This window comes from Rhodoferax sp. GW822-FHT02D07, from assembly GCF_058802405.1.
Genome location: NZ_JBXAOD010000003.1, coordinates 44,306 through 58,070, shown reverse-complemented (window position 1 = coordinate 58,070; position 13,765 = coordinate 44,306). Strand labels below are relative to the sequence as shown.

Annotated in this window: 13 protein-coding genes; 3 read left to right on the top strand and 10 right to left on the bottom strand. The window is 65.5% G+C overall.

Going from position 1 to position 13,765, the window contains the following annotated elements; all coding sequences use genetic code 11:
- Nucleotides 1-2: 2 nt before the first annotated feature.
- Nucleotides 3-692, top strand: a complete 690-nt coding sequence (locus AC1RNN_RS08465) for an ABC transporter permease (protein ID WP_493091011.1) — start codon at nt 3-5, stop codon at nt 690-692.
- Between the two features lie 131 nt (nt 693-823).
- Nucleotides 824-1,759 carry a homocysteine S-methyltransferase gene (gene mmuM, locus AC1RNN_RS08460; protein ID WP_493091013.1) on the top strand — a complete coding sequence of 312 codons (936 nt, stop codon included), beginning with the start codon at nt 824-826 and terminating at the stop codon, nt 1,757-1,759.
- Nucleotides 1,760-1,773: 14 nt separating this feature from the next.
- Here mmuM and AC1RNN_RS08455 read toward each other — a convergent pair whose 3' ends face one another.
- The 9 genes from AC1RNN_RS08455 to AC1RNN_RS08415 are packed head-to-tail and all read right to left on the bottom strand — an operon-like array spanning nt 1,774 to nt 9,653.
- Entirely contained in the window at nt 1,774-2,334 is a 561-nt protein-coding gene (locus AC1RNN_RS08455) for a DUF805 domain-containing protein (RefSeq protein ID WP_493091014.1), read from the bottom strand.
- A gap of 27 nt (nt 2,335-2,361) precedes the next feature.
- Nucleotides 2,362-3,717: a DUF58 domain-containing protein gene (locus AC1RNN_RS08450; RefSeq protein WP_493091015.1), complete on the bottom strand. Its 1,356-nt coding sequence runs from the start codon at nt 3,715-3,717 to the stop codon at nt 2,362-2,364.
- Nucleotides 3,718-3,726: 9 nt separating this feature from the next.
- Nucleotides 3,727-4,719 (bottom strand): AAA family ATPase, encoded by a 993-nt coding sequence (locus AC1RNN_RS08445; protein ID WP_493091016.1) that lies wholly within the window; start codon nt 4,717-4,719, stop codon nt 3,727-3,729.
- Nucleotides 4,720-4,724: 5 nt separating this feature from the next.
- On the bottom strand, nt 4,725-5,948 hold the full coding sequence (locus tag AC1RNN_RS08440; protein ID WP_493091017.1) for a DUF4350 domain-containing protein: 1,224 nt from the start codon (nt 5,946-5,948) through the stop codon (nt 4,725-4,727).
- Complete coding sequence (locus AC1RNN_RS08435; protein WP_493091018.1) at nt 5,945-6,676, bottom strand: DUF4129 domain-containing protein; 732 nt, start codon at nt 6,674-6,676, stop codon at nt 5,945-5,947. The genes AC1RNN_RS08440 and AC1RNN_RS08435 overlap by 4 nt, the downstream gene beginning before the upstream one ends.
- Entirely contained in the window at nt 6,660-7,397 is a 738-nt protein-coding gene (locus tag AC1RNN_RS08430; RefSeq protein WP_493091019.1) for a hypothetical protein, read from the bottom strand. Before AC1RNN_RS08430 ends, AC1RNN_RS08435 begins: the two co-directional genes overlap by 17 nt.
- Nucleotides 7,387-8,403 (bottom strand): stage II sporulation protein M, encoded by a 1,017-nt coding sequence (locus tag AC1RNN_RS08425; RefSeq protein WP_493091020.1) that lies wholly within the window; start codon nt 8,401-8,403, stop codon nt 7,387-7,389. Before AC1RNN_RS08425 ends, AC1RNN_RS08430 begins: the two co-directional genes overlap by 11 nt.
- Nucleotides 8,400-9,131, bottom strand: a complete 732-nt coding sequence (locus AC1RNN_RS08420) for an RDD family protein (protein ID WP_493091021.1) — start codon at nt 9,129-9,131, stop codon at nt 8,400-8,402. Before AC1RNN_RS08420 ends, AC1RNN_RS08425 begins: the two co-directional genes overlap by 4 nt.
- A 9-nt stretch (nt 9,132-9,140) precedes the next feature.
- Nucleotides 9,141-9,653 carry an RDD family protein gene (locus tag AC1RNN_RS08415; RefSeq protein WP_493091022.1) on the bottom strand — a complete coding sequence of 171 codons (513 nt, stop codon included), beginning with the start codon at nt 9,651-9,653 and terminating at the stop codon, nt 9,141-9,143.
- Between the two features lie 178 nt (nt 9,654-9,831).
- On the opposite strand from AC1RNN_RS08415, the gene AC1RNN_RS08410 reads away from it, so the two are divergent.
- Entirely contained in the window at nt 9,832-11,439 is a 1,608-nt protein-coding gene (locus AC1RNN_RS08410; RefSeq protein ID WP_493091074.1) for a DUF4139 domain-containing protein, read from the top strand.
- A gap of 12 nt (nt 11,440-11,451) precedes the next feature.
- On the opposite strand, the gene AC1RNN_RS08405 is transcribed toward AC1RNN_RS08410, so the two are convergent.
- Nucleotides 11,452-13,671 carry a malate synthase G gene (locus AC1RNN_RS08405; RefSeq protein ID WP_493091023.1) on the bottom strand — a complete coding sequence of 740 codons (2,220 nt, stop codon included), beginning with the start codon at nt 13,669-13,671 and terminating at the stop codon, nt 11,452-11,454.
- Between the last annotated feature and the right edge of the window lie 94 nt (nt 13,672-13,765).

The following is a 13,765-nucleotide window of genomic DNA, read 5'->3' as shown; positions in this document are numbered from 1 at the left end:
CCATGGACGCCTTTCTCAGCGATCTTTTCGCCCTGCTGCGCGACAACCAGACCGAGTTGTGGGAGGGCCTGGTGGTTACGCTGCAGCTCTGGGTGGCGTCCGGTCTGGCCGGTTTGGTGCTGGCCTTGGTGCTGGCGCTGAGCGCCAGCCATGGCGGCCCGGCCCTGCAAAGGGCGACGCGCATTTACAGCGCGGCCTTTCGTGGCACCCCCCTGCTGGTGCAAATGTTCCTGTTGTACTACGGTTTGAGCCAGTTCGAGTGGGTGCGCGCTTCGGCCGCGTGGGGCGTGCTGGAGGATGCGTTTTACTGCGGCCTCCTGGCCCTGACCTTCAATATCGCGGCCTATATGGCCGAAGACATGCGTGCCGCCATCCTGGCCGTACCTGCTGGGCAGCAAGAGGCAGCGCGCGCCTTCGGCATGCCGGGTGCCACGGTGGTGCGCCGCATTGTGCTGCCGCAGGCGCTGCGCATTGCCACCCCGGCGTTGGGCAACGAAGCGGTATCGCTGCTCAAGGCCACGGCCCTGGTCAGCACCATTACCGTTTTTGACCTCACCGGCGTGGCCCGTCGCCTGTCTGTTGAGTCGTACACGACGGATGCCCTGCTACTGGCCGGCGTGGTCTATGGGGTGTTGACACTGTGCATCACCGCCGGTGTGCACCTGCTGGAGCGGCTGCGGAAAGCCCCCTGAGCCCGCGCTGCCGCAGGCCTGCTGCAAAGCCGGTTTGTGCGCTTCTCGCCAGCGTGTCCGTGCCCGAGTTTGCCGCCGCTGCGCGCGGGGTTTGGCTAATCTGGGAACCCATTTTTTTGACTGATGGATGTATGTTGAATCCCCTGGAACAGTTTCTGGCGCATGACCGCTTGATGGTGCTGGACGGCGCACTCGCCACCGAACTGGAGCGCCGTGGCGCTCAGCTCAACGACCCCCTGTGGTCCGCCAAGCTGCTGATTGACCAGCCCGAACTCATTCGCGCCGTGCATGCTGACTACTTTCTGGCCGGCGCCGATGTCGCCACCACCGCCAGCTACCAGGCCACGTTTGAAGCCTTCACCGGCCGTGGCATGAGCCGCACGCAGGCAGCCGACCTGATGCGCCTCTCTGTCACGCTGGCGTGCGAGGCACGCGATGCATTCTGGGCGGACCGGGCCCACCGTGTTGGCCGCATCCGCCCACTGGTGGCGGCGTCCGTCGGGCCCTACGGCGCCATGCTGGCCGATGGCTCGGAGTACCGTGGCCACTATGGGCTGGACCGCGCCGCGCTGGCGGCCTTTCACCGTGAGCGCCTGCAGGTGCTGGCCACTTCGGGCGCAGACCTGCTGGCCTGCGAAACCATTCCCTGCCTGGACGAAGCCCTGGCCATTGCCGATGTGCTGGCGGAGCAGGGCAACGCGGTGGCCTGGATCAGCTTCTCCTGCAAGGATGGCGAACACAACGCCCAGGGTGAACGGCTGGCCGACTGCGTGGCCGCGCTCGAGGCCTACCCGCAGATCGTCGCCATCGGCGTGAACTGCACCGCGCCGGAATTCGTGGCCAGTCTGGTGGAGCAGGCCAAAGCCCGAACCACCAAGCCCGTGCTGGCCTACCCCAACTCGGGTGAGCACTACGACGCCGAAGGCAAAGTCTGGGCCGGTGCGTGTGATCAGGCCGCAGCCTACGCCGAACAGGCCCAGTGCTGGCAAGCCAAGGGCGCACGCATGATCGGTGGCTGCTGCCGTACCGGGCCGGACGATATTCGGGCGGTCCGGCGCCTAGGTTAGGGTTGAATCAAAGGCTATTGGGCTGCCGGCGCTTGCGCAGGCGGAGTCTGCATCTGCTGTGCAGCTTTGGCCCGCTGGGTGTAGCTCTGGTAGGCCGGCAGTGCGACGGCGGCGACGATGCCAATGATGGCAACAATGACCAGCACAGGAAATCCCAGGCCCAGGATCTTGACACCCAGGGTGTTGGGCGGTGTAGGGGGGCCGTAGTCGTTCTCGCCCTCGGTGCCGGATTTGAAGATCCATACCAGGCCCACAAAGGGAATCAGGGCGAGCAGGCAGGTCCAGCCCGACCAGTTCATATCGTGGCTGCGCTGTATGGTCAGCAGAATCATGAAGATGCCGTAGGCGAGGGCGACCAGGAACCCCAAGAAGTCACCGAACTTACCCAGCAACTGGCTCGCCACAGCGGCAACCACGATGATCAACAGATAGGCTCCGAAGGTGTAAGCGAGATAGCGCATGCGGCCGATGCGGCCCTTCGCACTGAACGGGCGGACGTCCTGAAACTGCTTGCCTCGTGTGCGCACATCGCCGACAAGGGCTTCGGGTGGAGCATAGGGGTTGGTGGCTTGCATGGCGGTCCTTTCGTGGTGAAGCAAGTGTTACAACAATCCGGCGCGTTTGATGGCGTGGTAGCGGTTGACCAGGCCGGTGGCGAGTTGTTCGGGTTCCACATCAAGCGAGAGCGGGTCGTTGCCCAGGCTGCGTTGGAAGGCATCGCGGCGCGACTGTTCGAACAGATGGGCGGTGGCGCTTTGCGCGACGGCTGTGACGTCGGTGAGGGGCTGTTCCGCAATCTGGCGCAGCACGCGCTCGCGCAGGCTGGCCACCATCACCAGGTGGCGCTGGCGCAGCAGTTTGATGGCGGGCGAGAGTTCGTAGGCGTCTTCGTCGCGGAAGTTGGTCAGCACGATGACCAGGGCCCGTTTGTGCTGGGTGCGCGCAAAGCGCTCGGCCACGGCCAGGTAGTCGGAGTGGGTGGCCGAGGGCTCTAGGTCGTAGAGCGTGTTCATCAGCGCGTTGAGGGAGGCTGTGCCCTTGCGCGGCGCAAAGCGGCGCTCCTGGCCGGCCGGGTTGCCGAAGGTGAGGGCGCCAACTTCGTCGCCCTCTTTCAGCGCCACATAGCTAAGCAGCATGAGGGCGTTGAGCACCTGGTCGAAATGTCCGCTGCCCGGTTGGTCGTGTCCTTCGTCGGCGCGCATGCGCCGGCCGCAGTCTAGCAGGAACATTACGCACTGATCACGCTCGTCCTGGAACTGCCGCACCACGGGCTTGCCGCGGCGCAGTGTGGCCTTCCAGTCGATATGGCGAATCGGGTCGCCGCGTTGGTAGTCGGCGAGCTGGCGGAAGTCGGTGCCTTGGCCGCGCTGCGCGTAGCTCTTGATGCCGATCTGCGCCAGACGCCGGTCGCCGGCGAGCCAGGCATAACCCATGAGGGCGGCAAAGTTGGGGTAAATGCGCAGCGTTTGTGGCTGGCCCAGCGCCTGCTGGACTTCAAACATGCCCAGCCGTGTGCGCCAGCGTACATAGGTCTGGCTCCAAGTGGCCGGGCCGCGATGCATCGGGGTGACGCGGTAGCGCAGCGCCAGCCGCCCCTCCGCTGGCACCTTGCCGTTCTGCGGCAGGCCCTGCAAGGCGAACTTCCCGTCGACAGCGTCGAACACGCGCACCGTCCATGGCTGCGTACCCTCGTTGAGCAGCGTCAGCGCAATCACCTTTTCCACGCCCAGCGCAAAGGCTTGCGGCAGATTGCGTTCCACGCGCAAGGGCGCCCGCCGGTAGGCGCGCAGGCTCCACAGCAGATCGGCCAGGGCCAGCGCCGTCAGAAGGGTCACGGCGACGCCCACTACGCCGGCGACCAAGGGCAGGGCGAGCCCGACGAGCAGCGCCAGCGCGCTGGCGCAGGCCAGGGTTGCGGTGGCAGCCAGCAGGCGGCGGCCGGGCAGGAAGTGCAGCACGCGCAGTCCTCAGAGGCGCGGTGCCTCGACGCTGTCGAGCGCGCCGTCGAGCAGTTCGTCAACCTCGCGCCCTTCGAGCTGGGCATCGGGTGCGAGCTGCACGCGGTGGCGCAGTACGGGCAGCACATAGCGTTTGACGTCGTCAGGCGTGATGAAGTCGCGCGCCGACAACAGGGCGTGCGCACGCGCTGCACGTACCAGGGCAATGGCTCCGCGTGGGCCGGCACCGCTGGATAGACCGGGCCACTGGCGCGTGGCGCGCGCAATGTGCACGGCGTACTCGACCACGCCCGCGTCGCAATGGACTTGGGCCGCGAGCCGCTGCAGCGCCAGCACGGCCGTGGCGTCCAGGGTGGCCGAGATGCCGTCGAGCTGGAACTGGTCGCCGGTCTGGCCCAGTGTGGCGCGTTGCACAATGGTCGCCTCTTCCTCCTCGCTGGGGAAGGCGACATGGATCTTGAACAGAAAGCGGTCGAGCTGGGCCTCCGGCAGGGGGTAGGTGCCTTCGGTGTCCAGCGGGTTCTGCGTGGCCAGCACCATGAAGGGGCTGGGCAGCTTGAGCGTCTGGCCTTCGAGTGTGACCTGGTATTCCTGCATTACTTCCAGCAGCGCGCTCTGCGTCTTGGCGGGGGCGCGGTTGATCTCATCGGCCAGCAGAAGGTTGGTGAAGACCGGGCCCTGGTTCACGCGCAGCGTACCCGTGACCGCACCCGAGCCCTGGGCGTCGAGCACGCTGTGGCCGGTAATGTCGGAGGGCATGAGGTCGGGCGTGAACTGCACGCGCGCGTAGTTCAGGTGCATGGCTTTGGCCAGTGTCCGTGCCAGCAGGGTCTTGCCCAGGCCGGGCACACCCTCGATGAGCACGTGGCCCGAGGCGATCAGCGCCACCAGTGTCTGGTCCACCGCCGCGTCCTGGCCGACCAGGGCTTTGCTGATCTCGGCGCGCAGCACGGCGAGTTGTTCGGTGGCGTGGGTCAGGGTTTCGGCTTGGATGTAGGACATAGGGCTCAGGATTGGTGGGAATGGACTTCAGGAAGGTGCTTGTTGCGCAGACGGCGGCGCGCGGTTTCCAGCAGGCGCAGGGTCTGCAACGTGGCCAGCGCACTGCGTTTGGCATCGGTGCGCATGGCGTAGGTGAGGGCGGGCGTATCGAGCTGCGTGATGCGGGCTACGTTTTGGGCGCGCTCCTGCAGGTTCAGGCTGCGGTAGTGGCGCACCTGGCGCATGGCGGCTTCGTCGAGCGCGCGCAGCAGGGCTTGGTGCAGGGTCTGGGAGCTGCGGCGGCGTAGAAATTGCGCTGTGCCGCGCACCTGCTCGGCCATGGAGCGGCGCGCCAGGGCGGGCGCCGGCCCGACTGGGCCCAGGCGCACGCCATTGCGCCACAGCGCCAGCCCTATCAGGGCGGCAAATAGCATCAAGGCTACCCAGCCCTGGGTCCATAGCCATTGGAAGAGCGGCGGGCGCTTCTCGTTGATGACAAACCAGACCACGCTATGCGCACCCAGGTTCAGCGCGCGGACCCAGGCCTGCGCGTTGTCTGCGCTAAACAATTCCTCGTGCATGCCCAGCTTGTCGGCTTCCAGCGCGGTCACGCTGCCTTGGCCCAAGGCCACGCGCAGGGCCTCGTAGCCCTGTTCGTTGCTCAGGCCCCAGAGCACGGGTTGCGGGGTCTGCAGTGTGCGGTAGGTTACGGTGCAGACCAGGAAGCTGCGCGGGACAGTGTTGGCCGGCGCGTCTATCTGCTGTTCTTTGGTGGGGTGGCAACTGGTGGTAAGGGGGCGGTAGTCGTCGTCCTCGTCGTCATCTTCCGTATCTTTGGCTGCAGGTGGTGCTGTGCTTGGCTTGGTGGACTTCTTGTCGACTCGCTGCACGGGAATCCAGGTACTGAATTTCTTCTGCTGCAGGAAATAGGCGGGAATGATGAGATGGCCACCCTGCTCCACCCAATGGCGCAGGCGTTCGAGGTTTCCGGGGAACAGATCCCAGTGCGGCGAGGTGAGTATCAGCCTGGCGCCGGGGGGCGGCAGGGTGCGCAGGGAGTCGCTCTGGACCACCGTGGCACCCAGGCGCCGCACCAGGTGCTGGCTGGCGTACCAGGGATTGGTCGCCGCTTCCCCCTGGGCTGGTTGACGGGTTTCGATTTCGGCCCACTCCAGCGCCTGGCTCAGCCAGACCAGCAGCAACGCGGAGAGCACTGCCATGCCCCAGCGCAGGGCCCGGTCCAGCGTCATGCGCGGGTCTCCTGGTTCGGATGGTCGAGCAAGAGGGTAAAGCCTTGGCAGAGTTGCTCCAGGGTGTCGCTGCTGGGCAGTTGGCTACCATAAGTGGCGCGTTGCCAGGCCGTGACGAGTTGCTGTACCAGGGCGCTGCGTTCGGTATCCAGTCGCGTGTCGGCCAGTGCCACGCATTCCCCTTCGGTGCTGGCTGCCTTGATCGGCACCGCATATTGGTGCACCAGTCGCGAGAGCGTGGCGCGGTACAGCAGCGAGAGAGCCTGGCGGTGTTGGCCTTCTTGCCAGAGCCGCAACACCGCCTCGGCGATCTGTGCGGGTAGGCTGTGCGGACGGATATCGAGGGCGCTGACATGGCTGGGTAGCAGGTCGGGCACGGGCGCCAGTGCTTGATCGCGCACTCGGACCCAGCGCCGCAGAGCCACTAGAGCCCAGGCCGCGCCGCCCGTACCCAGGACCCAGATGAAGTAGCGGGCCATCTCGGTTATGGTCTCTATCCATTCGGGGATGTTGGCCGCTTCGCGGGTCTTGGGCGCCTTCTCCTTTGGTTCGGATTTGAAGCGCAGCACATGCTCCTTCTTGTTCTGCGCCCAGAGAGGATCTTCGCGGACTTGGGCGACTGCTGTCTGCACCTGTTCCGGCGTGGGGGTGTTGTCCTGTGCCAGCGTGTCGGCTTGCAGCGCGGCCCAGAGCAAGAAGCCCACTAGCGATTTAGCGGCTGAATGCACGGCGGAACTCCTGCTCCACGTCCCACGCCTCAAGCTCGACGCGCCGGTTGAGGTACATCGCAAACCCGGCGGCTACGAAAAAAGGCTCGACTAGAAGCACTGTGCTGGCATACAGCGCGTTGAGCAGCAACTCCGTGGAGAGGTGGCCTTCGGTCTCAGTCAACCACTGCCAGAAATCCCGGCCTGTCCCTTGCGGGGCGAAGGAAAGCATCAGCGCCACGGCACCCATGGTGAGAATCAGCTCCATGCTGGAGAACACCCATTGCAGGGCGAAACCTGCACCACGGTGGCCGTTGAGGATCTGGCTGCGCCGTTGTCGCAAGGACTTTCCCTTCTGCCCTTCGAGCTGGGTCAGCGGCAGTACATAGGAGCGCCAGGGTGAGAAGCGCAACCAAAACAGGCTGCTCCAAAGCTGCCGCCCCCAGACAGCCTTGCGTTGCTGCCACAGCGTGGCCCAGTCGGTGGGTTGGTTGAAGACTGCGCGCGACAACACGAATAGCAGCGTGCGGTCCATCCAGGGCTTCATCCAAAGCAGAAGCAGCATGGGGGCCCACAGGTTGACGAAAGTCAGCGCCAAGGCCAGCGCCGTGGTGAGGGTCCACACCGGCAGGTAACAGCGCCAGACCGAACGCCAGTGCCGCTGCACCAGCGCCACGCCCAGGTCACCCGCCTCGGCCATGAGGCGGGGGCGCAGGGTCACGGACAACGACTTAACCTGCATGTACGCCTCCTCGTAAAGGCGGGGCCGTTGCCGCGCGACCCTGCCAGCCCAGGTAGACCAGCACCAGCACCCAGCAGGCAGCGCCTACGACGTACTTCACGCCGGGCACGATCCAGGCCGCGGAAGACCAGAAGGCCTCGACGCCGGCCGCCACCAGAAGCATACCGACCACGCCATAGACCACGATGACGGCCGCCTGGGCCGCGTCCTTGAGCGCCTGCAGTCGCGTCTGTCGTTGGGGGGCGATGATGGCGTGGCCCAAGCGCAGGCCGGCCGCGCCTGCGAGCACGATGGCGGTGAGTTCGAAGGCCGTGTGGGTGACGACAAAGGAGAAGAAATTGGTGGCGTGGCCACTGGCGACGAGAAAGCCGCCCACCGCGCCTGCATGCAGGCCGTTGAACACCAGGTAGAAGATGCTACCCACGCCCGCGAAGATGCCTGCGGCAAAGCATTGGAAACCCACGCCGATGTTGTTCATGATGTAGTAGCCAAACATCTCCCAGTCGGTGCCTGCGGAGCGTAGCCGGCCTATGGAGTCTGTCTCGTGCCCGTACATGCCTTCGAACTCGCGCACCTGAGAGGCCTCCATGAGGTGGAGGATGAAGCCGGGGTCGCGGTAGCTGGCCCAGCCCACGGCAAACATTGGCACGAGGAACAGCAGTGCGGCGGCGAGCAGGTACCAACGGTGCGCCCGCACCGCCTGCGGAAAGCGGATCAGCGCGAGTTGACCCAACTGATGCAAGCCGTAATCGCGCCGCTGGTAGATATGCTGGTGTGCGCGTTGTGTGAGTTGCTCCAGGCGGTGCACCAGGTGCACCGGGTAGCCGCGCGCCTGCGCCAGCGCCAGGTGTTCGCAACAGCGCCGGTAGTGCACGGCGAGTTGCGGGTCGTCCAGCGGCTGCGGCGCGATTTTGTCCGGGCGCTTCACGCCATCGGCGTGGTCTAGGGCCTCTTCCAGCACCTGCCAGACACCGGCGTAATCAGCTTCGAATTTGAGCGGAGTCATGGCGTGTTCTGCGGGCGGCGCCCCATGAACCAATGGGCTACACCCAGCAGGCGCTCGCTGGCACCGTGAGTGGGGGTGTCGGGAAGTGCTTTGGGCAGGGCGGGCAGCGCCAGCTGAGCCAGTTCCTCCAGGCGCTCGGGCGTCAGGCTTTGGGCGCGGCCGGCCCAAGTAATGATGGCGGTCTGTTCGCGTGCATCCAAGGCGCGCCCCGGCGTCAGCGGCTCAGCCGCAGGCAGCGCGTGATGCAGGGCGGCGGTTTTACGATAGACCACCAGTGTGCCGGCGGCCATATCGCCCAGGCGCTTGAAGTCTGCCCGCCACAACACGGCCCAGGCGCCTACGGCATAGAGAAAGGGTAAGAAATCGGCAGCACGCAGCAGATTGCGTACGATGGAGGCAGCCGGCGTGACTGGCAGGCCGGAGTCCATCACCACCTTGAGGCCCATGGCCATCTTGCCGGGTGTGGCGCCCTTGCCAAGCTCAAACACCATGGGGTAGATCCACTCCAGGCAGAAATAAGTGATCAGCAGGAATGCGCTGCCCATACGACCGGCTTTGGATACCAGCAGCGAGAGTGCGATAAACACCACCAGTTTGATGATGAAGTCGATGAGGTAGGCCAGGAAACGCGGCACCAGCCCGGCCGGACGCAGCGACAGCCGTATGCCCTCGGGTGTCTCCACCTCGTACAACGTATCCAGGGCGGCGGCGCCCTGCGATGCGATCATGCGCGGGGTCTAGATGCGGATGACGACAGTGTCGGCAATCTGGTCATGCAGACACTGGTGTGATTTGCGGAAGATCAGCAGGCAGTCGACCAAGGAATAGATCTGTGCGACGACTGGAATGATGCCCGCGATGCTGCCAACGCCATAGCGCAGGCCCAGCAGCCGCCCGACCGAGGCGGTGCTGCCATCAGTGCGCACAATGCGCATGCCCAGCAAGGCTTTGCCCACCGTCTGCCCGCGTGTGACCAACAGGTAGCCATGCAGCAATAAAAAGCAGACAAAACCTGCTAAAGCTGGTAGCAGATGTATGGTTGTCAGCGCCTCGTCTTTGGGCGCGAATGGGTTCCATGGGGTGAGCCAGGCAATCAAGCCAAGCACACCCAGGATGAGCGCACCGTCAATCATGCCGCCTCCAAAACGCCGAGAGCGTGAGGCCAGGATGCCGGCCTCGGTGGAGGGTTGGATGTCCGAAACGGGCGCCTGGGGCGGGGCGTAGCGGTTGTCTTCGTCGCTGGCGTGCACTGAAAATTCTCCCTTGTGACTGAGGTAGCCTGTTGTTCTTGGATGCCACCGTTACAAATAATAGCATCTGAAAACGCCGCCCCAAGGGGCCTGGAGTGCATGTGGATATGCTTTGGCGCATTCCATGTAACAGGAGACTACGGTGCACCCTTCCTCCTTCCCCCTGCAGCTGCTGGCAATGGCCTGCGCTGCCTTGCTGGCCCCGGCCCATGCGCAAGACCAGGCCCTTGCCTCGCGCGTGGCGCGTGTCACCGTCTACCCTGGTAGTGCCACGGTGGAGCGCGTGGCCAAAGTGCCGGCTGGTGCGCGCAGCATCACACTCGATTGCCTGCCCGCCTCCTTGGATGTGCAAAGCCTGCAAGTCAACGCCGACGCCGCTGTGCGCGTGGGCGAGTTCCAGGTGCGCACGCAGGACCGCGATCTGGTCGCGGCCTGCGCCAGCCCGCTCGATGGACGCATCCGCGAGCTGGAGGACCAGGTCGCCGCGCTCAAGGCCGAGCAGACCGCGCTGGAGCTGGTCGACAGCTACCTCAAGAGCGTGGCCGTGGGCGGCAAGGACGACGCAGCGGGTGGCCGGCTGCCCACCCCCACGCCGGTGCAGATCACGGGCACGGTCGAGACCTTGCGCAAGTCGTCCCTGGAGGCCCAGGTGCGCAGCCACCAATTGGAGCGCCGGCAGGAGGCCCTGCAACAGGCGCTCAAGCCGCTGCTGGCCGAGCGCGAGCGCAGCGCCAGCCAGCGCGCGCAGGTGGTGTCGGTTGCGGTGAACCTGGCGACCGAGCGCGAGGCCGAGCTGCGCCTGTCCTACCAGGTGCGCGGCACCGGTTGGCAGCCCAGCTACCGCGCCACGCTAGATGCGGACAAGTCCACCGTCCTGCTGGAGCGCCAGGCGCTGGTGGCGCAAAACAGCGGCGAGGACTGGAGCAATGTGCAGCTCACCCTCTCCACCGGCCAGCCCGGGCGTGCCACCCAGGGCCGGCTGCCGCGCCCCTGGACGTTGGACGTGGCTGCGCCGCAGCCCAAGCTGTCCAGCAGCGGCTATGTGGCCATGGTGGCCGCCCCCGCCCCCGCGCCCATGGCCGCGCCGGTGGCGCAAGAGTCGCGGGCCCGCGTGGCAGAGTCGCTGCCGAACTTTGACGTGAGCTTTGTGGACCGGAACTTTGTCACCGAGTTCTCGGTGCCGCAGCGCATCAGCGTGCCCTCCAGCGGCCAGCGCGTGACGCTGGCGCTGGGCACCTACAGCGTGCCGGTCAAGCTGCTCACGCGCATCGCCCCGGCGGTGGAAGACGCGGCCTATCTGGTGGCCGAACTGGCGCCGCCGCCCGGTGTCTGGCCCGTGGGGCCGGCCACGCTGTACCGCGACGGCACCTTGGTGGGCACGGGGCGTATCGACTTTGCGGCGGCGGCCAACACCGCGGGCGCCAGCAGCCTGACCTTTGGGCGCGACGAGCTGGTCACGGTGCGCGCGCTACCGGCGCAGGACCTCAGCGGCAGCAGCGGCTTTGTCGGCTCCCGCACCGAGCGCCGCTCGCGCCACGCCTATACGGTGGAGAACCGCCACAAGACCCCTGTGGCGCTGCAGGTGCTGTACGCCGCACCGGTGTCGCGCAACGAGAAGATCGAGATCGAGTCGCGCTACCAGCCCCAGGCCAGCGAACTGGCTTGGAACGGCAACCCCGGCACCGTGGTCTGGCAGCAGACCTTGGTGGGCGGCGGCACGGTGCAGTTCAGCGCCGAGCACACCATTCGCTACCCCAAGGACATCGAGCTGCAGGAACGCCAGTAAGCACCAGCGACCTCAGGCCGCGGCCTTGACCTTCAAGCGCCAGGCGTGCAGCAGCGGCTCGGTGTAGCCGCTGGGCTGCACCAGGCCCTTGAATACCAGCTCAGTGGCCGCCTGGTAGGCTGCGCCTTTGAAGTTGCCCACCATGGGGGTGTAGAGCTTGTCGCCGGCGTTCTGCTTGTCCACCTTGGCGGCCATGCGTTGGAAGGTCTCTTCTACCTGGGCCTTGGTGACCACGCCGTGGTGCAGCCAGTTGGCCATGTGCTGGCTGCTGATGCGCAGGGTGGCGCGGTCTTCCATGAGGCCGATGTCGTTGATATCGGGCACTTTGGAGCAGCCCACGCCCTGATCCACCCAGCGCACCACGTAGCCCAGAATGCCCTGGGCGTTGTTGTCCAGCTCGGCTTGCTTGTCGGCATCGCTCCAGTTGGGCGTGGCGGTCACGGGGATCTGCAGCAGGTTGTCCAAGATGCCGTCGCGGGCCTTCTCGTAGTTGGTCTTTTCCAGTTCCTTCTGCACGTCGCTGACCAAGAGTTGGTGGTAGTGCAAGGCGTGCAGGGTGGCGCCGGTGGGGCTGGGCACCCAGGCGGTGTTGGCGCCGGCCTTGGGGTGGGCAATCTTCTGCTCCATCATGGCTTTCATGAGGTCGGGCATGGCCCACATGCCCTTGCCGATCTGTGCCTTGCCGCGCAGGCCGCTGGACAAGCCCACCAGCACGTTGTTCTTCTCATAGGCCGCAATCCAGGCGCTGCTCTTCATGTCCGCCTTGCGGATCATGGGGCCGGCTTGCATGGCGGTGTGCATCTCGTCGCCGGTGCGGTCCAGGAAGCCGGTGTTGATGAATGCCACGCGGCTTTGGGCAGCGGCAATGCAAGCCTTCAGGTTCACGCTGGTGCGGCGCTCTTCGTCCATGATGCCCAGCTTCACGGTGCTGTCCGGCAGGCCCAGCATCTGCTCCACGCGGGTGAACAGCTCGGCGGCAAACGCCACCTCGGCGGGGCCGTGCATCTTGGGTTTGACAATGTAGACCGAGCCCTTGCGCGAGTTGCGGATGGCGTCTTTCTTGGTCTTCTTCAGGTCGTGCAGGGCGATGGTGGTGGTGACTACGGCGTCCATGATGCCCTCGGGGATTTCTTTGGTCGTGCCGTCGGCTGCGGTGTAGGTGATGGCCGGGTTGGTCATCAGGTGGCCCACATTGCGCACAAACATGAGGCTGCGGCCGTGCAGCTTGACTTCTTTCTTGCCGTCAGGCGCGGTGTACGTGCGGTCGCCGTTCAGGCCGCGGGTCAGCGTCTTGCCGCCCTTCTCAAACTGCTCCACCAGCGTGCCTTGCAGAATGCCCAGCCAGTTGCCATAGGCCAGCACCTTGTCTTCGGCATCCACTACCGCCACGGAGTCTTCCAGGTCCAGGATGGTGGACAGCGCCGCTTCCAGCACCAGGTCGCTCACACCAGCTGCATCGGTCTTGCCGATGGGGGTAGCGCGGTTGATGATGATGTCCAAGTGCAGTCCGTTGTGCTGCAGCAGCACGCTGGAAGGGGCCTTGGCGGCACCCTGGAAGCCGATGAACTGGGCCTTGTCGGCCAGCTTGGAGGTAGAGCCGTCCTTCAGCGTGACGACCAGGTCACCGCCCTTGACGGCGTAGCCGGTGGAGCCCACGTGCGAGCCCTTCTTCAGCGGGGCCGTACGGTCCAGCACGTGGCGTGCGTATTCAATGACCTTCTTGCCGCGCTTGGGGTTGTATCCCTTGGGGCCAACCTTCTCTTGGCCTTTTTCTTCCGAGATCACGTCGGTGCCATACAGCGCGTCGTACAGGCTGCCCCAGCGCGCGTTGGCGGCGTTCAGCGCGTAGCGCGCGTTGAGCACAGGCACCACCAGCTGCGGGCCGGCTTGCGTGGCCAGCTCGGCGTCCACGTTCTTGGTGCTGATCTTCACCTTCTTGGGGCTGGGCACCAGGTAGCCAATCTTTTCCAGAAAGGCCTTGTAGGCTGGCATGTCGGCAATGGGGCCGGGGTTGGCGGCGTGCCAGGTGTCCAGCTCGGTCTGCAGGCGGTCGCGCTCAGCCAGGAGGGCGATGTTCTTGGGGGCCAGGTCGGCCACGATGGCGTCAAAGCCTTTCCAGAAGGCCTCGGGCGTGATGCCGGTGCCGGGCAGGACCTTGGATTCAATGAACTGGTGCAGGCTGGTGGCCACCTGCAGGCGGTGCGCGGTGGTGCGGGGCGTCGTGGTTGTCATAAGGGCCTTTCTGGGGAAGGGGCGGTCAACAAAATAATGGCATTGCCAAAGCGCGGGTCTTCAGCTTGGGGGTGACTTTATTCCATCCTCTGCG